Annotated in this window: 17 protein-coding genes; 14 read left to right on the top strand and 3 right to left on the bottom strand. The window is 71.5% G+C overall.

The features are described 5' to 3' along the window. Window positions 1-110 precede the first annotated feature (110 nt). From dapA to QFZ50_RS03550, 6 genes are all read left to right on the top strand, one after another. A complete protein-coding gene (gene dapA, locus QFZ50_RS03525; RefSeq protein WP_307081953.1) occupies window positions 111-1,061 on the top strand; it encodes a 4-hydroxy-tetrahydrodipicolinate synthase in 951 nt (316 codons plus the stop codon). Next, window positions 1,058-2,755, top strand: a complete 1,698-nt coding sequence (locus tag QFZ50_RS03530) for a ribonuclease J (RefSeq protein ID WP_307081956.1) — start codon at window positions 1,058-1,060, stop codon at window positions 2,753-2,755. The genes dapA and QFZ50_RS03530 overlap by 4 nt, the downstream gene beginning before the upstream one ends. 97 nt (window positions 2,756-2,852) lie before the next feature. Further along, complete coding sequence (locus tag QFZ50_RS03535) at window positions 2,853-5,717, top strand: FtsK/SpoIIIE family DNA translocase (RefSeq protein ID WP_307081958.1); 2,865 nt, start codon at window positions 2,853-2,855, stop codon at window positions 5,715-5,717. Window positions 5,718-5,723: 6 nt separating this feature from the next. Next, a complete protein-coding gene (gene pgsA / locus QFZ50_RS03540; protein WP_307081961.1) occupies window positions 5,724-6,314 on the top strand; it encodes a CDP-diacylglycerol--glycerol-3-phosphate 3-phosphatidyltransferase in 591 nt (196 codons plus the stop codon). Then, window positions 6,311-6,808, top strand: a complete 498-nt coding sequence (locus QFZ50_RS03545; protein ID WP_307081963.1) for a CinA family protein — start codon at window positions 6,311-6,313, stop codon at window positions 6,806-6,808. Before pgsA ends, QFZ50_RS03545 begins: the two co-directional genes overlap by 4 nt. A gap of 123 nt (window positions 6,809-6,931) precedes the next feature. Continuing rightward, the gene (locus QFZ50_RS03550; protein WP_307081965.1) at window positions 6,932-7,372 is read left to right on the top strand and encodes a helix-turn-helix domain-containing protein; all 441 of its coding nucleotides are present in this window, start codon (window positions 6,932-6,934) and stop codon (window positions 7,370-7,372) included. Window positions 7,373-7,427: 55 nt separating this feature from the next. Here QFZ50_RS03550 and QFZ50_RS03555 read toward each other — a convergent pair whose 3' ends face one another. Further along, window positions 7,428-7,937 carry a MarR family winged helix-turn-helix transcriptional regulator gene (locus QFZ50_RS03555; RefSeq protein ID WP_307081967.1) on the bottom strand — a complete coding sequence of 170 codons (510 nt, stop codon included), beginning with the start codon at window positions 7,935-7,937 and terminating at the stop codon, window positions 7,428-7,430. A gap of 160 nt (window positions 7,938-8,097) precedes the next feature. On the opposite strand from QFZ50_RS03555, the gene QFZ50_RS03560 reads away from it, so the two are divergent. The 6 genes from QFZ50_RS03560 to dapF all read left to right on the top strand — a co-directional run bounded on the left by QFZ50_RS03560 (window position 8,098) and on the right by dapF (window position 14,065). Continuing rightward, the gene (locus tag QFZ50_RS03560; protein WP_307081969.1) at window positions 8,098-8,316 is read left to right on the top strand and encodes a DUF3046 domain-containing protein; all 219 of its coding nucleotides are present in this window, start codon (window positions 8,098-8,100) and stop codon (window positions 8,314-8,316) included. Window positions 8,317-8,527: 211 nt separating this feature from the next. Further along, on the top strand, window positions 8,528-9,577 hold the full coding sequence (recA, locus tag QFZ50_RS03565; protein WP_307081970.1) for a recombinase RecA: 1,050 nt from the start codon (window positions 8,528-8,530) through the stop codon (window positions 9,575-9,577). Between the two features lie 6 nt (window positions 9,578-9,583). After that, a complete protein-coding gene (locus QFZ50_RS03570; RefSeq protein ID WP_307081972.1) occupies window positions 9,584-10,579 on the top strand; it encodes a regulatory protein RecX in 996 nt (331 codons plus the stop codon). A 50-nt stretch (window positions 10,580-10,629) separates the two neighbouring features. Beyond that, window positions 10,630-12,195, top strand: a complete 1,566-nt coding sequence (gene miaB / locus QFZ50_RS03575; protein WP_307081974.1) for a tRNA (N6-isopentenyl adenosine(37)-C2)-methylthiotransferase MiaB — start codon at window positions 10,630-10,632, stop codon at window positions 12,193-12,195. Next, complete coding sequence (miaA, locus tag QFZ50_RS03580; RefSeq protein WP_307081976.1) at window positions 12,192-13,112, top strand: tRNA (adenosine(37)-N6)-dimethylallyltransferase MiaA; 921 nt, start codon at window positions 12,192-12,194, stop codon at window positions 13,110-13,112. Before miaB ends, miaA begins: the two co-directional genes overlap by 4 nt. Next, window positions 13,109-14,065 (top strand): diaminopimelate epimerase, encoded by a 957-nt coding sequence (dapF, locus tag QFZ50_RS03585; RefSeq protein ID WP_307081978.1) that lies wholly within the window; start codon window positions 13,109-13,111, stop codon window positions 14,063-14,065. Before miaA ends, dapF begins: the two co-directional genes overlap by 4 nt. A gap of 44 nt (window positions 14,066-14,109) precedes the next feature. Here dapF and QFZ50_RS03590 read toward each other — a convergent pair whose 3' ends face one another. Then, window positions 14,110-14,730 (bottom strand): class I SAM-dependent methyltransferase, encoded by a 621-nt coding sequence (locus QFZ50_RS03590; RefSeq protein ID WP_307081980.1) that lies wholly within the window; start codon window positions 14,728-14,730, stop codon window positions 14,110-14,112. Window positions 14,731-14,872: 142 nt separating this feature from the next. Between QFZ50_RS03590 and hflX the strand changes: the two genes are divergently transcribed. Next, window positions 14,873-16,453, top strand: a complete 1,581-nt coding sequence (hflX, locus tag QFZ50_RS03595) for a GTPase HflX (protein WP_307081981.1) — start codon at window positions 14,873-14,875, stop codon at window positions 16,451-16,453. Then, a complete protein-coding gene (locus QFZ50_RS03600; RefSeq protein WP_307081983.1) occupies window positions 16,446-18,527 on the top strand; it encodes an ATP-dependent DNA helicase in 2,082 nt (693 codons plus the stop codon). Before hflX ends, QFZ50_RS03600 begins: the two co-directional genes overlap by 8 nt. 96 nt (window positions 18,528-18,623) lie before the next feature. Here QFZ50_RS03600 and lexA read toward each other — a convergent pair whose 3' ends face one another. After that, window positions 18,624-19,331, bottom strand: coding sequence for a transcriptional repressor LexA (lexA, locus tag QFZ50_RS03605; protein ID WP_307086645.1), 708 nt, complete (start codon window positions 19,329-19,331; stop codon window positions 18,624-18,626). Between the last annotated feature and the right edge of the window lie 226 nt (window positions 19,332-19,557).

The raw sequence follows: 19,557 nt of genomic DNA on the forward strand, positions 1-19,557 counted from the left end.
GCCATAATCCCACAGGCACCCCCGCCCTCCCTGTGCCCGTCGAGTCCCCCGCCGCGTCCCCGGCGGGGCCCGTACCACCCGGCACCGCGCGAACGGGTAACGTTTTACCCATGGCTGACACCCCCTCGCGCACCCTCCCGTTCGGTTCCCTCGTCACGGCGATGGTCACGCCGTTCACCGCCGACGGCGCCGTCGACTTCGACGCCACCGCCGCCCTCGCGACCCGCCTCGTCGACGACGGCTGCGACGGGCTGGTGGTCTCCGGCACCACGGGGGAGACCTCCACCCTGGAGGATTCCGAGAAGGAGGACCTCTACCGCGTGGTCGCCGAGACGGTGGGGGACCGGGCGCGCGTGATCGCGGGCACGGGCACCAATCACACGTCGCACTCCGTCGAGATGGCGCGGCGGGCCGAGCGGGCCGGCGCCCACGCGCAGCTCGTCGTGACGCCGTATTACAACAAGCCCACCCAGTCCGGCGTGCTGGCCCACTTCGAGGCCGTCGCCGCGGCCGGCGACCTGCCGATCATGGTCTACGACATCCCCGGCCGGTCCGGGATCCCGATCACCACCGAGACGATGCTCCGCCTCGCCGAGAACCCGAAGATCGGCGCCCTGAAGGACGCGAAGGCCGATTTCGCCGCCATCACCCGGGTCCTCGCCGCCACCGACCTCGACGTCTACGCCGGCGACGACGGGCTCACCCTGCCGTGGATGGCCGCCGGGGCCGTCGGCGTCGTCAGCGTCAGCGCGCACGTCGCCACCCGCGGCTTCCGGGCCCTCGTCGACGCGGCGGCCGCGGGCGACTTCGCGGAGGCACGCCGGATCCACTTCGAGCTGGACCCCGTGGTCCGCGCGGTGATGACGCACATCCCGGGCGCGGTCTCCGCGAAGCACATCCTGCACCTGCAGGGCGTGCTGCCCAACGCCCTCGTCCGCCTGCCCCTCGTCGGGGCCGAGCCGCACGAACTCGAGGCGGTCCTCGCCGACCTCGCCGCCGCCGGCTGGGACCTCACCTCCGAGGGCGTACGGCAGGACGCACGGCAGGGCGCACGCGCGTGAGCGACGCCGCCGGCACCGCCGCCCTGCGCAACCCGCCCCCGGCCCTCGAGCCGGGCACCCTGCGGGTGGTGCCCCTCGGCGGCATCGGTGAGATCGGCCGGAACATGACGGTCTTCGAGATCGGCGGGAAGCTCCTGATCGTCGACTGCGGCGTGCTCTTCCCCGAGGAGAACCAGCCCGGCGTGGACCTGATCCTGCCCGACTTCTCCTATCTCGAGGACCGGCTCGACGACGTCGTCGGTCTGGTCCTCACGCACGGCCACGAGGACCACATCGGGGCGGTCCCGTACCTCCTGCGGCTCAAGGCGGACATCCCGGTCATCGGCTCGCAGCTCACGCTCGCGCTCGTGGAGGCGAAGCTGCAGGAGCACCGCATCCGCCCGTACACGCTCACCGTCTCGGAGGGCCAGATCGAGCAGCTCGGCCCGTTCGAGTGCGAGTTCGTCGCCGTCAACCACTCCATCCCGGACGCCCTCGCCGTGTTCCTCCGCACCGAGGCCGGCACGGTCCTGCACACGGGCGACTTCAAGATGGACCAGGTGCCCCTCGACGGCCGGATCACCGACCTGCGGGCCTTCGCCCGCCTCGGCGAGGAGGGCGTCGACCTGTTCCTGGTCGACTCCACGAACGCGGACGTCCCCGGCTTCACGACGGCGGAACGCGAGATCGGCCCCGTCCTGGAGCACCTGTTCGGACAGGTGCGCAAGCGCATCATCGTCGCGTCCTTCTCCTCCCACGTGCACCGGGTGCAGCAGGTGCTCGACGCCGCGCACGCCCACGGCCGCTTCGTCTGCTTCGCGGGCCGGTCGATGGTGCGCAACATGGCCATCGCCGAGAAGCTCGGCTACCTGAGGGTCCCGGACGGCATCCTCGTGGACATCAGGAACGTGGACGACCTGCCCGACGACCGCGTGGTCCTCATGTCCACCGGGTCCCAGGGCGAACCCATGGCGGCGCTCTCCCGGATGGCCAACGGCGACCACCGCATCACGGTCGGCGAGGGCGACACCGTGATCCTGGCGTCGTCGCTGATCCCCGGCAATGAGAACGCCGTGTTCCGCGTCATCAACGGGCTGCTCAAGCTCGGCGCCGACGTGATCCACAAGGGCAACGCCAAGGTGCACGTGTCCGGCCACGCGGCAGCCGGAGAACTGCTCTACTGCTACAACATCCTCCGCCCGCGGAACGTCATGCCCGTCCATGGCGAGACACGCCACCTCATCGCCAACGGCAGGCTGGCGCAGCAGACCGGCGTGCCCGCGTCGAACGTGCTGCTGACCGAGGACGGCTCCGTGGTCGACCTCGTGGACGGGACGGCCCGCGTGGTCGGCGCGGTGGAGTGCGGCTACGTCTACGTGGACGGCTCCAGCGTCGGCGAGATCACGGACGCCGACCTCAAGGACCGCCGCATCCTCGGCGAGGAGGGCTTCATCTCGATCATCACGGTCGTCAACCGCACCACGGGCAAGATCGTCTCCGGGCCGGACATCCACGCGCGCGGGTTCGCCGAGGACGACTCCGTCTTCGACGAGATCACCCCGAAGATCAGCGCCGCCCTCGAGGAGGCCGTGACGAACACCACGGACCACACGACCTACCAGCTGCAGCAGGTGGTCCGGCGCACCATCGGCACCTGGGTCAATCGTCGCTACCGCAGGCGACCCATGATCATCCCGGTGGTCCTCGAGGCCTGACCCGGGCACCCCGCGGACCCCCGCCGGTACCGGGCCCCTCCCCGGCAGGAGGCCGAAATCCGCCGCTTCGGGGACGCCGTCCGGTACCGTGAAGACCATGGCCACTCGAACTTCCCCTGCCCCGCGGGGCCAGCAGCAGACCCGCGGCAGGGGAGCGTCCGCCGCTGCCGGGACCTCCCGCGGCAAGGCCCCCGCGAAGGGGACCGCCCGCACGCCGGCCAAGACCCGGCCGATCCAGGCCCCCCCGGAACCGCAGCACGAGGACCACCTCGCCTTCCCGCTCCGGGCGGTCCAGGCGGTCTGGATGGGCCTGGCCCGCGTCGTCGGGTCCGGCGTCCGCGCCTTCGGCCACACCGCGAACCCCGAGCGGGAGCTGCGGCGCGACGGTTCCGGCCTGTTCCTCCTGATCCTCGCCCTCGCCGTCGCCGCCGTCGAGTGGTGGGCGCTGGGCGGCACACCGGCGGACATCGTGCACGCCGCCGCCGGCGGGACCTTCGGCTGGATTGCCCTGCTCGTCCCGTTCCTCCTCGGCATCGGCGCCGTGCGCCTGTTCCGGTACCCCGAGCGCCACCGCGCCAACAACCGCATCGCGATCGGCCTGCTCGTCATCCTCTTCGCCGGCTCGGGGATCGCGCACCTCGTCGGCGGCCGGCCGGGCCTGTCCGACGGCCTCGACGCGCTGTGGCGCGCGGGCGGCGTGGTGGGCTTCCTCGTCGCCGGGCCCCTCAGCAGCGTCCTCACCGCCTGGCCGGTCGGCCTCCTGCTCGCCGTCGCGGCCTTCATCGGCCTCCTGATCGTCACCGCGACGCCCTTCCGCCACATCCCTGCCCGCCTGCGCACGCTCTACGAGCACCTGATGGGCCAGGACCCCGACGACGCCGCGCACCGCCGCGACGACGGCCACGACCAGAGCTATCTCTACGAGACACACGGCGCCACGGCGAAGCCGGAGCCGAAGAAGCGCAAGCGCCTGTTCGGCAAGGACAAGGAGGACGCCCCCTTCGACGCCGAGCACGACGCCGACCAGGGCGGCTTCGTGGGCGACGAGGCCTTCGAGCGCGCCGTCATCGAGGACGAGGAACGCCGGGCCCGCGAGGCCGAGGCCGCGGTGCCGCCCGGCGTGCGGCGCCCCACGAAGCAGGAACTCGCCGCCGAGGAGCTCAAGCGGTCCGCCGCGCACCGCCTCCCCGCCGCCGAGGCCCCCGAACGCGCCCCGGAGGGTGCCACGGAGGCCATCGACGTGGTCCCGGCCGCGAAGGCGCTGATCGTCCCCTCCACGCCGGTGCAGCCGCAGGTCCCGCCGACGCCCATCCCGCAGCGCACCGAGCAGCTGCAGCTCGCCGGCGACGTCGCCTACACGCTGCCGCCGTCGGACTACCTGCCGGCCGGCACCCCGCCGAAGGAGCGCTCGGAGGCCAACGACGCCGTCGTCGCCGCGCTCACGCACACGCTGGACCAGTTCAACGTCGACGCCAAGGTGACGGGGTTCTCGCGCGGCCCCACGGTGACGCGCTACGAGATCGAACTCGCCCCGGGCACCAAGGTGGAGCGCGTCACCGCCCTGTCGAAGAACATCTCCTACGCCGTCGCCAGTTCCGACGTGCGCATCCTCTCGCCCATCCCCGGCAAGTCGGCCATCGGCATCGAGATCCCGAACACGGACCGCGAGACCGTATCGCTCGGCGACGTCCTGCGCTCCGGGAACGCCCGCAAGACCGAACACCCGATGGTCATGGGCGTCGGCAAGGACGTCGAGGGCGGGTTCGTCGTCGCGAACCTCGCCAAGATGCCGCACCTCCTCGTGGCCGGTGCCACCGGTGCGGGCAAGTCCTCCTTCGTGAACTCGATGATCACCTCCATCCTCATGCGGTCCACGCCCGACGAGGTGCGCATGGTCATGGTGGACCCGAAGCGCGTGGAGCTGACGGCCTACGAGGGCGTGCCGCACCTCATCACGCCGATCATCACCAACCCCAAGAAGGCCGCCGAGGCGCTGCAGTGGGTGGTCCGCGAGATGGACACCCGCTACGACGACCTCGCGAACTTCGGCTACAAGCACATCGACGACTTCAACAAGGCCGTCCGGAACGGCAAGGTCGTCCCGCCGGAGGGCTCCAAGCGCGTCGTCCGCCCCTACCCGTACCTCCTGGTCATCGTGGACGAGCTCGCCGACCTCATGATGGTCGCGCCGCGAGACGTCGAGGACTCCATCGTGAGGATCACGCAGCTCGCGCGCGCCGCCGGCATCCACCTCGTCCTCGCGACCCAGCGCCCGTCGGTGGACGTCGTCACCGGCCTGATCAAGGCCAACGTCCCCTCCCGCATGGCGTTCGCCACGTCCTCCGTCACCGACTCCCGCGTGGTGCTCGACCAGCCCGGCGCCGAGAAGCTGATCGGCCAGGGCGACGCCCTGTTCCTGCCGATGGGCGCCTCCAAGCCCATGCGCGTGCAGGGTGCCTGGGTCACGGAGTCCGAGATCCACCGCGTCGTGGAGCACGTGAAGGGCCAGCTGCAGGCCACCTACCGCGAGGACGTCGCCGTCGAGGCGCCGAAGAAGCAGATCGACGACGACATCGGGGACGACCTCGAGGTCCTGCTGCAGGCCACCGAGCTCGTCGTCACCACGCAGTTCGGCTCCACCTCCATGCTGCAGCGCAAGCTCCGCGTGGGCTTCGCGAAGGCGGGGCGCCTCATGGACCTCCTCGAGTCCCGCGGCGTCGTCGGTCCCTCGGAGGGGTCGAAGGCACGCGACGTCCTGGTCAAGCCCGACGACCTCGAGCCCGTCCTGGCCGCCATGCGCGGCGACGAGCCGCCGGCGCCGGCCCGTCCCGCCCAGGGGCCGGTCGACCTCGTGGCCGAGGACCTCGCGTCACGGCCGCAGGCCGTCGACTACTATGACGGCGCCGACGCCCCGGGGGACGACGACGGCGACAACGACGCCTGGAACCTCACCGGCAGGTAGCCTGACATGGTGAACAGCTCCCCGAGCCCGGCGGTGCCGGTCCTGAACATCGCGAACATCCTCACGGTCGTGCGCATCCTGCTCGTCCCGTTCTTCATCTGGTTCCTCCTGCTCGACGACGGGCAGGCCGGGCTGTTCCGCTGGCTCGCGGTGCTCACGTTCGTGGTGGCGATCTACACGGACAAGCTCGACGGCGACCTCGCGCGCAGCCGGGGCCTCATCACGGACTTCGGGAAGATCGCCGATCCGATCGCGGACAAGCTCCTCATCGGGTCGGCGCTCGTGCTGCTGTCCGTCCTGGGGGAGCTCTGGTGGTGGGTGACCATCGTCATCCTGGTCCGGGAGATCGGGATCACCCTGCTGCGGTTCGCGGTGATCAGGTACGGCGTGATGCCCGCCTCCCGCGGCGGCAAGCTGAAGACCGTTGTCCAGACCGCCGCCATCCTGCTGTTCCTGCTCCCGCTGCAGGCCCTGCTCGGGGACTGGGCCTGGTGGCTCGGCGCCGTCGTCATGGCCGCCGCGGTCGTCATCACCGTGGTGACCGGCGTGGACTACATCCTCCAGGCCGCGCGCCTGCGGGCGGGCGCCCGGAAGTGACCGGCGCGCAGCTCGCGTCCGACGTCGTCGCCCTGGCCACCCGGCTCGGCCTCACCGTCGCCACCGCCGAATCCCTCACCGCGGGCATGGTCGCGGCGGCCCTCGCCGAGGTACCCGGCGCCTCGTCCGTCCTGCAGGGCGGCATAGTTGCCTACCAGGTCTCCGTCAAGCAGAACCTTCTGGGCGTCGACGCGCAGCTCCTCGCGGAGGCCGGCGCCGTCGATCCGCGGGTGGCGGAGGCCATGGCGCGGGGGGCCCGGGAGGCGCTGGCGGCCGATATCGGCGTCGCGACCACCGGCGTCGCCGGCCCGACGGCGCACCAGGGGAAGCCCGTCGGCACCGTGTTCACGGCGATCTCGACCGCATCGGGGACGGAGACCTTCGAGCACCACTTCCCCGGCGGACGCGACGCCGTCCGCCGCGCCTCCTGCGAGGCGGTCCTCACGGAGCTCCTCGGAGCGCTGTCGAGGGGAACAAACGGTGCCCGGGGGTAGTTATAAACAATGCCGGCCGTTGATAGGGTAGGCGACTCAGGCTCAAGCAGGACGGGCAGGTCATCATCACGGTGCACGCGCCCGTCGGGCGGTGCCCACTCATGAGGGAGCAAGGCGATACAGATGGTAAAGCAACCCGTATCCGTAAACGGCGTGGTCCGTTGGCGTGATGTGGGGTTGGCAGATGATGCACAACGCAAGCCTAAGGAGCGCAAAATGGTAGTTCTTCGCCATGAGATCGGCGACGTCCTGCGTGACGTCCGCCAGCGCCAGGGCCGTACCCTGCGAGAGGTGTCGCACAGTGCGAGGGTTTCCCTCGGATACCTCAGCGAGGTCGAGCGTGGACAGAAGGAAGCATCCTCTGAACTCCTCTCATCAATCTGCAGTGCACTCGAGGTGCCTCTTTCCTCGATGCTGCGGGAAGTCAGCGACCGCCTGGCAGTAGCAGAAGGCGTCTCCATCCCGGACACCATCCCGCAGGAGTTCTCCCGCGAGTTCGGGGACGACCTCACCGACGAACTGAACGACGACTTCCGTCGGGGACTCGCGGCCACGAACCGCTGATTCCCCTCCGACAAGGAAGGCCCGTCCCTCGAGGGACGGGCCTTCCTGCCGTCTGCTACCAGTTGTCCTTGGTGTAGGTGTTGTTCAGCTGGGCGATCAGGGTCCCGAGGCGTGTCAGGTCGTCCACGTCCCAGTCCTCCATCAGCTGATGGAACGCCTGCTTGCGGGCGGACTGCGCCGCGACGAGCTGATGCGTCCCGGCCTCGGTGAGGGAGATGGACTGGGCCCGCCCGTCGAGGGGGTCGGCTTCCTTCTGCACCAGCCCGAGCTGCTCGAGCATCGCGATCTGGCGGCTGACGGACGGCTTGCCGACGCCCACGCTCGCGGCGATGTCCGTGAGCCGCATGGACCCCTCGCGCTGCAGGATCACCAGGAGCCCGTAGGCTGCCGGCTCCATGTCGGGGTGCACGCGGCGGGCCACCTTGTACGAATTGGAGCGCGCGCGCCGCCAGAGCATGCTCAACTGCTGCTCGAGGGCCTCGATGGCCGCATCGGTGTCGGCATCCTCCCCGGGGTAGGCGGCAATGCCCGGATCGGGGTCCCTGGTGCTCGGCTTCGCGTTCATGGGCCAATTGTAGGGCGACCCGTCGGCGGGACACCATGCGGCGGGGCCCCTCCGGGTCCGGGACGACCGACCACGGGGTCCGAGCGCGCAGAATGGAGGGACCCGCCCGTCGCGCACCCGGACCGTCGCGCGGGACGACGATGAGAGCAAGGGACGACACATGCGGTTGAGCGACTTCTGGCGGCTGATGGACGACGAGTTCGGTCAGGGCTACTCGAGGACCCTCGCCCGGGACCTGGTCGTCGACCGCCTGGGCGACCGGACCGCGGCCGAGGCGCTGGCCGCCGGCGTCGATCCGAAGGCCGTCTGGGAAGCGGTGTGCCGCACCCAGGACGTGCCGCGGGAGCGCTGGCTCGGCCGGGACATCAAGCCCCGGTGACCCGGGCCGCCGTGTCTCCGCGGCGCGCCGCCGGACACGCGGGAGGCCCGCGGATAATCGAATATCTGTTCGGACCGCGGTATGATGGTCGTGGCGGTGGAGCGCTCTTACGCACATACCGGCGACCCCACCTCATACTGTCGGCGCAGGCCAATACAGTCGTATCGAACACTTAATCAGGCCAGTTGGCCACGAACAACCGAGGTGAAGAATGGCCGCTCCAGACCGCGAGAAAGCCCTCGAAGCTGCTCTCGCCCAGATCGACAAGCAGTACGGCAAGGGTTCCGTCATGCGTCTCGGCGACGAGACCAGGGCACCCATCGAGACCATCTCGACCAGCTCCATCGCCCTGGACGTCGCCCTCGGCATCGGTGGGCTGCCGCGTGGCAGGGTCGTCGAGATCTACGGTCCGGAATCCTCCGGTAAGACCACCGTCGCCCTCCACGCCGTCGCCAGCGCACAGCGCAACGGCGGTATCGCCGCCTTCATCGACGCCGAGCACGCCCTCGACCCCGAGTACGCCAAGAAGCTCGGCGTCGATACCGACGCCCTGCTGGTCTCGCAGCCCGACACGGGCGAGCAGGCCCTCGAGATCATGGACATGCTGATCGGTTCGGGCTCGATCGACATCATCGTCATCGACTCCGTCGCCGCCCTCGTGCCGCGCGCCGAGATCGAGGGCGAGATGGGTGACAGCCACGTGGGCCTGCAGGCCCGGCTCATGAGCCAGGCACTCCGCAAGATCACCGGCCGCCTGAGCCAGACCAAGACCACCGCCATCTTCATCAACCAGCTGCGCGAGAAGATCGGTGTCTTCTTCGGAAGCCCCGAGACGACCACGGGTGGCAAGGCGCTGAAGTTCTACGCGTCGGTCCGCATCGACGTGCGTCGCATCGAGACCCTGAAGGAAGGCGTGAACCCGGTGGGTAACCGGACCCGCGCCAAGATCGTCAAGAACAAGATGGCTCCTCCCTTCAAGCAGGCCGAGTTCGACATCCTGTACGGTCACGGCATCTCCCGCGAGGGCGGCCTGATCGACGTCGGCGTCGAGAACAACCTGGTCAAGAAGTCCGGAGCCTGGTTCACCTACGACGGGGACCAGCTGGGGCAGGGCAAGGAGAACGCCCGGAAGTTCCTGAAGGACAACCCCGACCTGGCGGACGAGCTCGAGCAGAAGATCAGGGTCAAGCTGGGCATCGGGGTACAGCCCGCGGAAGTAGAGGCCGAGGCTCCCAAGCTCAAGGCCGTCAGCGGCGAGTAGGCCCGGGTGGCATCCGACCCCGGTCCGGACGCGGTCGAATGGGGAACCTCGTCCGGCCGGTTCGGCTCGCCCGGCTCCGAGCCCGACGCAGGACCCTCGGAGGCAGGGCCGGCACCCCGTCGCTCGTCCTTCGGGCGGGGCTCCCCGTCGTCCTTCGGGAGCCGGGGCGGAGGGCAGCGGAAGGCCCGCTCAGGCGGCCGCCGTGGGGGCGCGCGTCGCGCACCGGCCGATGACCCGTTCGGCCCGGTCGTCGGCTCGGCAGCAGATGCTCCGCCCGCGGACGACGTGGCCGCCTTCGATGCCGACGCACCGGACGGCCCGTGGGCGGGTGCGGGGCGCCGCCGGTCCGCCGGGTCCGGATCCTCGGGCGCGGGGACGGATGCCCCCCTTCGAGCGGACTCCGACGCACCCCCTGGACGCCGGGGCAGGACAGGCCGCAGCGGCCGCAGGCCGGCCGGCAGCGCGGGTCCCGGCGGCGCGGATCCGTCGGAGCACGGCGTCGTCGACAAGAGCGACGAGGAGTGGACGTCGGAAGCGCGGTCCGTCCTGCTGCGGCAACTGGCCCTCGGAGCACGGAGCCGTCACCAGCTCGACCGGAAGCTCGCCGAGCGCTCCGTCCCGCCCGCCGTCGCCTCCGCACTCCTCGACCGGTTCGAGGAGGTGCAGCTGATCGACGACGCCGAGTTCGCGCGGATGTGGGTGCGGACCCGGACCGCCGCGAAGTCGCTGTCACGCTCCTCCCTGCGCCGTGAGCTCGCGGAGAAGGGCATCGACGGTGAGCTGGCGGAGGACGCGCTGCTGCAGCTCTCCGACGAGGACGAACACGAGCAGGCGCGCGACGTCGTGCGCCGCAAGCTCCGCCGGAGCGCGGACCTGACGGACCGCGCCGTCCGCGACAAGGAGGTGCGCCGCCTCGTCGGCGTCCTCGCCCGCAAGGGGTACAGCCCGGGTGCGGCCTTCTCGATCGTCAAGGACGTCCTCGCCGAGGCGGACGCGGGCTGACCGACCGGACGATTGTGGCCGTCCGCGCCGCCCGCCGTACGCTTGATGGCGTGAGCATCACAGTCCCGGTTCCCGTCAGCGGGACCACCAGCGAGACCACCGGCGAGACGACCGGCGAGACCACCCGTGACGCCGCGGGGCGCACCTACGAGGTGCGCACCTTCGGCTGCCAGATGAACGTGCACGACTCCGAGCGCATCTCGGGACTGCTCGAGGGCGCCGGGCTGACGCGCGTGCAGGAGGGGCAGGCGGACGTCGTCGTCTTCAACACCTGCGCCGTCCGCGAGAACGCCGACAACAAGCTGTACGGCAACCTCGGCATCCTCAAGGCCGTGAAGGAAGCGCGCCCCGACCTCCAGATCGCCGTCGGCGGCTGCCTGGCCCAGAAGGACCGCGAGACCATCCTCCGCCGGGCGCCCTGGGTGGACGCCGTGTTCGGCACCCACAACATCGGTGCGCTCCCGGCCCTGCTGCAGAGGGCCCGGCACAACCAGGACGCGCAGCTGGAGATCCTGGAATCCCTGGACGTCTTCCCGTCCACGCTGCCCACCCGGCGCGAATCGGTCTACGCGGGCTGGGTGTCCATCTCCGTCGGCTGCAACAACACCTGCACGTTCTGCATCGTGCCGTCCCTGCGGGGCAAGGAGCGGGACCGCCGGCCGGGGGAGATCCTCGCGGAGATCGAGGCCCTCGTGGCCGACGGCGCCGTCGAGGTCACGCTCCTCGGGCAGAACGTCAACTCCTACGGCGTCGAGTTCGGGGATCGCGGCGCCTTCGCCAAGCTGCTCCGTGCCTGCGGGTCCATCGAGGGACTCGAACGCGTCCGCTTCACGAGCCCCCATCCGGCCGCCTTCACGGACGACGTCATCGACGCCATGACCGAGACCCCCAACGTGATGCCGCAGCTACACATGCCCCTGCAGTCCGGCTCGGACACCGTGCTGAAGGCGATGCGACGCTCCTACCGGTCCGCGCGCTTCCTCGGCATCCTCGACCGGGTCCGTGACCGGATGCCGCACGCGGCCATCTCCACGGACATCATCGTCGGGTTCCCCGGCGAGACGGAGGAGGACTTCCAGGCCACCCTCGACGTCGTCGAGCAGTCACGCTTCGCCACCGCCTTCACGTTCCAGTACTCCAAGCGCCCCGGCACGCCGGCCGCCGACCTGCCGGACCAGTTGCCGAAGGCCGTGGTGCAGGAACGCTTCGAGCGTCTCACCGCCCTCCAGGACCGCATCGCCCGCGAGGAGAACGCGCGCCAGGTCGGCACGACCGTCGAGGTGCTCGTCACCGACCAGCAGGGCCGCAAGGGCGCCGAGACCCACCGCCTCACGGGACGTGCGCGGGACCAGCGACTCGTCCACTTCTCCGTGCCCGCCGGGGCGGAGGCACCGCGTCCCGGTGACTTCGTGACGCTCCCCATCACCGAGGCCGCGTCCTTCCACCTGCTGTCCGATCCGTCGCCCGCCGAGTACGCCCTCCGCCGGTCCCGGGCCGGCGACGCGTGGGACCGCAGCCAGGCCGACTCGTGCGGCGTCCCCGCACCGTCGGACGACGCCCCCCGGCCCGTGTCCCTGGGCATGCCCTCCCTGCCCGTCCGGACGGGCGCCCCTTGACCCTCCCGGTCGTCGCGGTCGTCGGTCCCACGGGATCGGGCAAGTCCGACCTCGGGGTCGCCCTGGCGCAGCGCCTCGACGGTGAGGTCGTCAATGCCGACGCCCTGCAGTTCTACCGGGGGATGGACATCGGCACGGCCAAGCTCCCGCCTGAGGAGCGTCAGGGTATCCCGCACCACCTCCTCGACGTCCTCGACGTCACCGAGGAGGCGAGCGTCGCCGCCTACCAGGAGGACGCCCGGCGGATGATCGACGGCATCCGCGACCGCGGCCGCGTCCCCATCCTGGTGGGCGGATCGGGCCTCTACGTCAGGGCCGCCCTCGACCGCCTCGAGTTCCCGCCCACCGACCCCGGCGTCCGGGCACGGCTCGAGGAGGAACTCGCCGCAGCAGGCAGCGCGGCGTTCCGCGAGCGCCTGCGGACCGTTGATCCCGTCTCCGCCGCGCGGATCGACGACGACCGCCGCCTCGTACGGGCGCTCGAGGTGCACGAGGTCAGCGGACGACCGTTCAGCGCCTTCATGCCGCGGCGGGAGTACCACCGCCCGGCGCTGCAGATCGGACTCGCCGTCGACCGCGAGGTGCTGCGCGAGCGGCTCGCGGACCGGGTCCATGCCATGGTGCGGGACGGCCTCGCGGACGAGGTCCGCCGCCTCGCCGCGTCGGGGCTCCGGGACGGACGGACGGCATCCCGCGCCCTGGGCTACGGCCAGTTCCTGCGGGTCCTCGACGGGACCATGGCGGAGGCGGACGCCGTGGAGGACACCGTCGCCGCGACGCGGCGCTTCGCACGCCGCCAGCTGACCTGGTTCCGCGGGGACCCCCGCGTCGCCTGGCTGGACTGGCGGGCATCGGATCTCGCCGAGACGGCCGCCGCACTCGTCCGGCAGGCCGCGGCACCTATCCTAGAACGGTGACCGACTTCCTCGCCGAGACGACGACCCCCACCGCCCTGCCGCCCACGGGGCTGCCCTTCACCAAGGGGCACGGGACGGGCAACGACTTCGTCCTGACACTCGACCCCGACGGCACGGGGCCGATCGATCCGGCGTTCGTCGCCGCCGTGTGCGACCGCCACCGCGGGATCGGCGCGGACGGCTACATCCGGGCGGTACGTTCGGCTGCGCTCCCCGAGGGCCGGGCCCTGCTGCAGACGGAGCCGCGCGCCGAATGGTTCATGGACTACCGCAACGGGGACGGGTCCGTCTCCGAGATGTGCGGCAACGGCGTCAGGGTCTTCGCCCACTTCCTCCTCGCCAAGGGCGTCGCCGAACTGCCCGAGGGCGGCGAGCTGGCGGTCGGCACCCGGGCCGGGGTCAAGCGCGTGACCCGGTCAGGGGACGGCTACGCCGTGGACATGGGTCCCTGGGAATTCATCTTCCCGGACGCCGCCGTGGCACGCGGCATGGACTCCCTCGTCGACATCGGCGGGCTCGACGTCGATCGGCCCGCCCTGTCCATCAGCATGGGCAACCCGCACACCGTCGTCGCGCTGGCCGAACAGGCGGAGCTCGACCGGACGGAGCTGCACCGGGCACCCGCCGTCCAGCCCGTCCCGCCGGCGGGCACCAACGTCGAACTCGTCGTGCCGTCCGATCCGCTCGTGGGCAGCGACGGCGTCGGCCGCCTCACCATGCGCGTGCACGAGCGGGGCGTCGGGGAGACGCAGTCCTGCGGGACGGGCGCCTGCGCCGCGGCCGCCGGCACACGCTTCTGGGCCGGCGAGGGCGCACCCGCGCAGTGGCTCGTGGCGGTACCCGGCGGAGTCGTCGGCGTGACCTTCTTCGACGGCCCGGACAACCGGGAGCACGTCCAGCTCAGCGGGCCCGCCGTCCTCGTGGCGGACGGCACCCTGCTACCCGCCGGCTGACCCGCCACCGACCCGTCAGCGCGTCCCGTCGCCCGCCGCCGGTGTCACTCCGGGCGGCACACCTCGAGGACGCGGAACGACTTCGACGTCTCGGCGCGCCGCACGCTGAACCCTGCCGGCAGCTCCCCGGCGAGCCAGCGCTGCAGGGAGTCCGCGCCGAGGTTCTTCTGCACGACGAGCCACGCGCTCCCGCCGGGGGCGAGGCGCGGGAGCCAGCGGAGCAGCAGCGCATGCAGTTCCTGCTTCCCGATCCGGATCGGCGGGTTCGACCAGATCGTGGAGAACTCGAGGTCGGGGTCGACGCCGTCGGGCGTCGTGGCCGTGACGTTGCCGAGTCCCAGCCGCCGGGCGTTCTCCGCGGTCAGCGCGACGCACCGCTCGTTGACGTCGACGGCGTGGACCTCGGCGCCGGGCGCCTTGAGCGCCATCGTGAGCGCGATCGGGCCCCAGCCGCAGCCGATGTCCAGCAGGCGCGGCCCCTCGGGGTCCGGCACGGTGTCCAGCAGGATCGCGGTGCCCTTGTCCACGCCGTCGGGGCTGAAGAGGCCCGATGACGTCACGAGATCGCGGCGCGCGCCTGCCAGGACGACGGCCAGTGGCCTGCGCGTGTCCGGCCCTGCCGGCTGGGCGCTGAAATAGTGCTGCGGCTCCTGCTGTGAATCCATGGGGAAAGCCTAGTGGCACGCCCCTGGCCGTCCCCACCGGTGGTCGCCCGGTACCGGTGCACCAGGTTTTCGCCGGGGGAGAATCCGATGGAACGGCTCGCAGTGCGGCCGTAACATTGGAGGACATCCACCTAGGGAGATCATGACCGAGAATCACGGACATTCCACCGGAGCCGACATGGGCCCCGAGGAGATCCAAGCCGTTATCGACCGGATCCTGGCCAGCGACGAAGCGGCCGCGGCGAAGGCGAGAAGCGGGAAGAAACCGGAGACGACCAGAGCGCCCATCGAGACGTCCTGGCGCTCCCGGGCCCTCGCCCTTTCCGGCGACGACGAGCTGTCGGACGCCGACGGCGACCAGGAGGACCTGGCCGAGCGCCGTGCGCTGCGCCGCGTCGCCGGTCTCTCGACCGAACTCGAGGACGTCACCGAGGTCGAGTACCGGCAGCTGAGGCTGGAGCGGGTCGTCCTCGCCGGACTGTGGAGCGAAGGAACAGCGCAGGACGCCGAGAACTCCCTGCAGGAACTGGCAGCACTCGCCGAGACGGCCGGCTCGGAGGTGCTTGACGGCATCGTCCAGCGCCGCCTGAAGCCGGACCCCGGCACCTTCCTCGGCTCGGGCAAGGCCCAGGAGCTGAAGGACATCGTCCAGGCGACCGGAGCCGACACGGTGATCGTCGACAGCGAGCTGTCCCCGTCGCAGCGCCGAGGGCTCGAGGACATCGTCAAGGTGAAGGTCATCGACCGCACCGCCCTGATCCTCGACATCTTCGCCCAGCACGCCAAGAGCCGCGAGGGCAAGGCGCAGGTGGAACTCGCGCAGCTCGAGTACCTGCTGCCGCGCCTGCGCGGCTGGGGCGAGTCGATGTCCCGCCAGGCCGGTGGGCAGGTCGGCAGCGCGAGCGCCGGCATGGGCTCCCGCGGTCCCGGCGAGACGAAGATCGAACTCGACCGCCGCAAGATCCGCACCCGGATGGCAAAGCTGCGCCGGGAGATCGCCGGCATGAAGCCCGCGCGCGAGACCAAGCGGGCCAACCGCCGGCGGAACCAGGTACCCTCCGTCGCGATCGCCGGGTACACCAACGCCGGCAAGTCGTCCCTGCTGAACCGCCTCACCGACGCCGGTGTGCTCGTGCAGAACGCCCTGTTCGCCACCCTGGATCCCACCGTGCGGAAGGCGGAGACCCCGGACGGCATCGGGTACACGCTGGCCGACACCGTCGGATTCGTCCGGTCGTTGCCCACCCAGCTGGTCGAGGCGTTCCGCTCGACCCTGGAAGAGGTTGCCGACGCCGACCTGATCCTGCACGTCGTCGACGCATCGCACCCGGACCCGGAGGGCCAGATCGCCGCCGTCCGCGCCGTCCTGACCGAGATCGACGCCCGCAAGGTGCCCGAGATCGTCGTGTTCAACAAGGCGGACGCCGCCGACCCGTTCGTGATCGAGCGGCTGCGGCAGCGCGAACCGCGCTCCGTCGTCGTCTCCGCCCGCACGGGAGCCGGGATCACCGAGCTCCGGCAGCTCATCAGCACGAGCATCCCGCGCCCCGGGGTGAAGATGGACCTCCTCGTCCCCTACGAGCGGGGCGAGGTGCTCAGCCGCCTGCACGAGGAGGACGTGGAGATCCTCGGCATGGAACACGTCGACGAGGGGACACGCCTCGACGTGATGGTCCGCGAGGGCCTGGCAGCGGACCTGGAGCCGTACCTGCGGCATGAGTGACAGTATGCGGACCGGCGCCGCCGTCGCGGCGCCGGATCCGGCGCGCCCCACCGCCGGGACCCGGCAGGCGCTCGAGCTGCTCGATGCCGCCGTCGGGGCGATGGGCGGGGAGATGCGCGCCGGCCAGCACGAGATGGTCCGGCAGGTCAGCGAGGCCATCCGGTCCGGCGACCATCTGCTGGTCCAGGCCGGCACCGGCACCGGGAAGTCGCTGGCGTACCTGGTACCCCTGATCGCGCACGCCATGGACAGCGACCGCCCGTCGGTGGTCTCCACCGCGACGCTCGCCCTGCAGGCGCAGATCGTGGGCCGGGATCTGCCGCGCCTGCTCGACGCCGTGCGGCCCGCCCTCGCGCGCCCGGTGGACGTCGCGCTGCTCAAGGGGCGCTCGAACTACGTCTGCCTCCACAAGACCGGCGGCGGCTTCCCCGAGGAGGACGCCCCGGACGCGCTCTTCAGCCTCGGCGAGGACGCAGCACCCCATCCCTCCCCGGCCCCCGGCGCCGGCGGCCCGGCGTCCGCCCTCGGCCGGGAGGTGGTCAGGCTCCGCGAGTGGGCGGAGGACACCGCCACGGGCGACCGCGACGACCTCGTGCCCGGCGTCAGCGACCGGGCGTGGCGCCAGGTGTCCGTGTCCAGCATGGAGTGCCTCGGCGCCGCACGCTGTCCCGTCGCGCAGCAGTGCTTCAGCGAGAAGGCGCGTGCCGCCGCGGCGGACGCCGACATCATCATCACCAACCACGCGATGCTCGCGATCAGCGCCTTCGAGGGGCTGGCCGTGCTGCCCGAGTACGACGTCGTCGTCATCGACGAAGCCCACGAACTCCACGACCGCGTCACGGGCGCGGTGTCCGGGCAGCTGTCCGCCGCCATGGTGAGTGCGGCCTCGACGGCGCTCCGCCGCCACGCGTCGATCGGCACCGCGGCCCTCGACACCGCAGCGTCCGCCTTCGAGGCGGCGGCCGAACTCGTCCCGTCGGGGCTCCTGCCCGGCGGCCTGCCCGATGACCTCGAGCAGTCCCTGGCGCAGGTCCGGGACGCCGCACGGGCGGCGCTGTCCGACACGAAGACGGACGGCAAGTCCGAGGCCGACGCCGACGGCGGCCGGCAGGTGGCACGCTCCCGCGTCACCCTGGTGTTCGACCTCGCCGAACGGATCCTCGCGGCGGCGGACTCCAAGGAGGTGGTGTGGGCGTCCCGGCCCAGCACGTTCACCCCCGGATCCGGCTACTCCTCGCCGGACGAGACCGCACCCGCGACGCTCAACGTCGCGCCCCTGTCCGTCGCGGGACGCCTGCGGGAGGGACTCTTCGAGGACCACACGGTGATCCTGACCTCCGCGACGCTCGCCATCGGCTCGGAGTTCGGGCCCGTGGCAGGATCCCTCGGCCTCAGCGGACCGGGCGCGCCCGCGTGGACCGGCGTCGACGTCGGCAGCCCGTTCGACTATCCGCGGCAGGGCGTCCTGTACGTGGCGAAGGACCTGCCGAAGCCCGAACGGGGCACCTCGGCCGCGCAGCTGGAGGAACTGCTGACGCTCCTGAAGGCGTCCCGCGGGGGTGCGCTCGGCCTGTTCTCCTCGCGGCGGGCCGCCGAGGAGGCAGCGGAGGCGCTGCGGCCCGAGGTGGACTTCGAGATCCTGTGCCAGGGGGAATCCTCGCTCAGCGGCCTCGTGGACCGGTTCGCCGCCGAACCGGACACCTGCCTGTTCGGCACGATGTCCCTGTGGCAGGGCGTGGACGTGCCCGGGGCCTCGTGCCGTTTGGTCGTCATCGACCGCATCCCCTTCCCGCGGCCCGACGATCCCCTCATGACCGCCCGCACCCGCGCCGTCGCACGCAACGGCGGCAACGGCTTCATGAGCGTCTCCGCGACCCACGCGGCCGTACGGCTCGCCCAGGGGGCAGGGCGCCTCATCCGGTCCGCGGGGGACCGGGGGGTCGTCGCGGTGCTCGACAGCCGCCTCGCCACGGCCCGCTACGGGGGCTTCCTCCGGGCGGCGCTGCCACCGTTCTGGGCGACGACGGACCGGTCCACGGTCACCGGCATCCTCGAGCGGCTCTCCGCCCGCTGACCCGCCTCCGACCGATCCGCGGTGGATGCGCGAGAAGGGAGCCGCAGTCCTGGACTGCGGCTCCCTTCCGGTGTCGTGCGGCGGTCCGCCCGGCGACTACAGGGCGCGCATCACCGAGACGACCTTGCCCATGATGCTCGCGTGGTCACCGAGGATGGGCTCGTACCGCGTGTTCTGGGGCAGGAGCCAGGTGTGCCCGTCGCGCTGGCGGAACGTCTTCACGGTGGCCTCGTCGTCGAGCAGCGCCGCGACGATGTCGCCGTTCTGCGCGCTCTGCTGCTTGCGGACCACCACCCAGTCCCCGTCGCAGATCGCGGCGTCGACCATCGAATCACCCGAGACCCTGAGCATGAAGAGCTCCCCGTGGCCCACGAGCTGCCGGGGGAGGGGCATGACGTCCTCGACGACCTGATCGGCGAGGATGGGCCCGCCGGCCGCGATACGACCCACGAGCGGCACCAGGGCCGTGTCCACGGCGACCCGGTGCTCGGCGGAGGGCTTCCGCTCCGGCGATCCGTCCACGGGTGCCTCGGGAGGCAGGGTGAGCGGCAGCAGGACCTCCATGGCCCGGGGGCGCTTCGGGTCACGCCGCAGGTAGCCGAGACGCTCGAGCTGCGACAGCTGGTGGGTCACGCTCGAAAGACTGGCGAGGCCCACGATGTCGCCGATCTCCCGCATCGACGGCGGGTAGCCCTTGTCCGCGATGGAGCGCTGGATGGTCTCGAGGATCGTCAGCTGACGCGCCGTCAGTCCCTTCGACACGGAGCGGCCGCGGGGACGGCCACGGCCCGCCGAGATCGGCACGGGGCCTGCCGGCCCCTCGACCGTGTTCGATTCCTGCCCGTCCGCCGGAGTTCGTTCCGCCACTGTTGTGCCTTTCGCCTGGGACTGCAGATCCCGTTGTGCCCGCCTGCCGCCCGCCGCGGCCGCGGCGGGCGTTTCTGTCAGTGGCGGGTGATTGCCTGAGGTACATCGACGCCGTGCCTGCCGCTCCGTAGCGGCGGGTGCCGTCGATGCCCTGCCCTGATCA

Source organism: Arthrobacter agilis (assembly GCF_030816075.1).
Classification (GTDB): domain Bacteria; phylum Actinomycetota; class Actinomycetes; order Actinomycetales; family Micrococcaceae; genus Arthrobacter_D; species Arthrobacter_D agilis_E.

Bases quoted from the DNA above. Each gene is read 5' to 3' on its own strand.
- hflX (WP_307081981.1), top strand. From the start codon at position 14,873: ATGACCGAGAATCACGGACATTCCACCGGAGCCGACATGGGCCCCGAG.
- QFZ50_RS03550 (WP_307081965.1), top strand. From the start codon at position 6,932: ATGGTAAAGCAACCCGTATCCGTAAACGGCGTGGTCCGTTGGCGTGAT.
- recA (WP_307081970.1), top strand. From the start codon at position 8,528: ATGGCCGCTCCAGACCGCGAGAAAGCCCTCGAAGCTGCTCTCGCCCAG.
- QFZ50_RS03555 (WP_307081967.1), bottom strand. From the start codon at position 7,937: ATGAACGCGAAGCCGAGCACCAGGGACCCCGATCCGGGCATTGCCGCC.
- QFZ50_RS03560 (WP_307081969.1), top strand. From the start codon at position 8,098: ATGCGGTTGAGCGACTTCTGGCGGCTGATGGACGACGAGTTCGGTCAG.
- QFZ50_RS03590 (WP_307081980.1), bottom strand. From the start codon at position 14,730: ATGGATTCACAGCAGGAGCCGCAGCACTATTTCAGCGCCCAGCCGGCA.
- QFZ50_RS03600 (WP_307081983.1), top strand. From the start codon at position 16,446: ATGAGTGACAGTATGCGGACCGGCGCCGCCGTCGCGGCGCCGGATCCG.
- pgsA (WP_307081961.1), top strand. From the start codon at position 5,724: ATGGTGAACAGCTCCCCGAGCCCGGCGGTGCCGGTCCTGAACATCGCG.
- dapA (WP_307081953.1), top strand. From the start codon at position 111: ATGGCTGACACCCCCTCGCGCACCCTCCCGTTCGGTTCCCTCGTCACG.
- QFZ50_RS03535 (WP_307081958.1), top strand. From the start codon at position 2,853: ATGGCCACTCGAACTTCCCCTGCCCCGCGGGGCCAGCAGCAGACCCGC.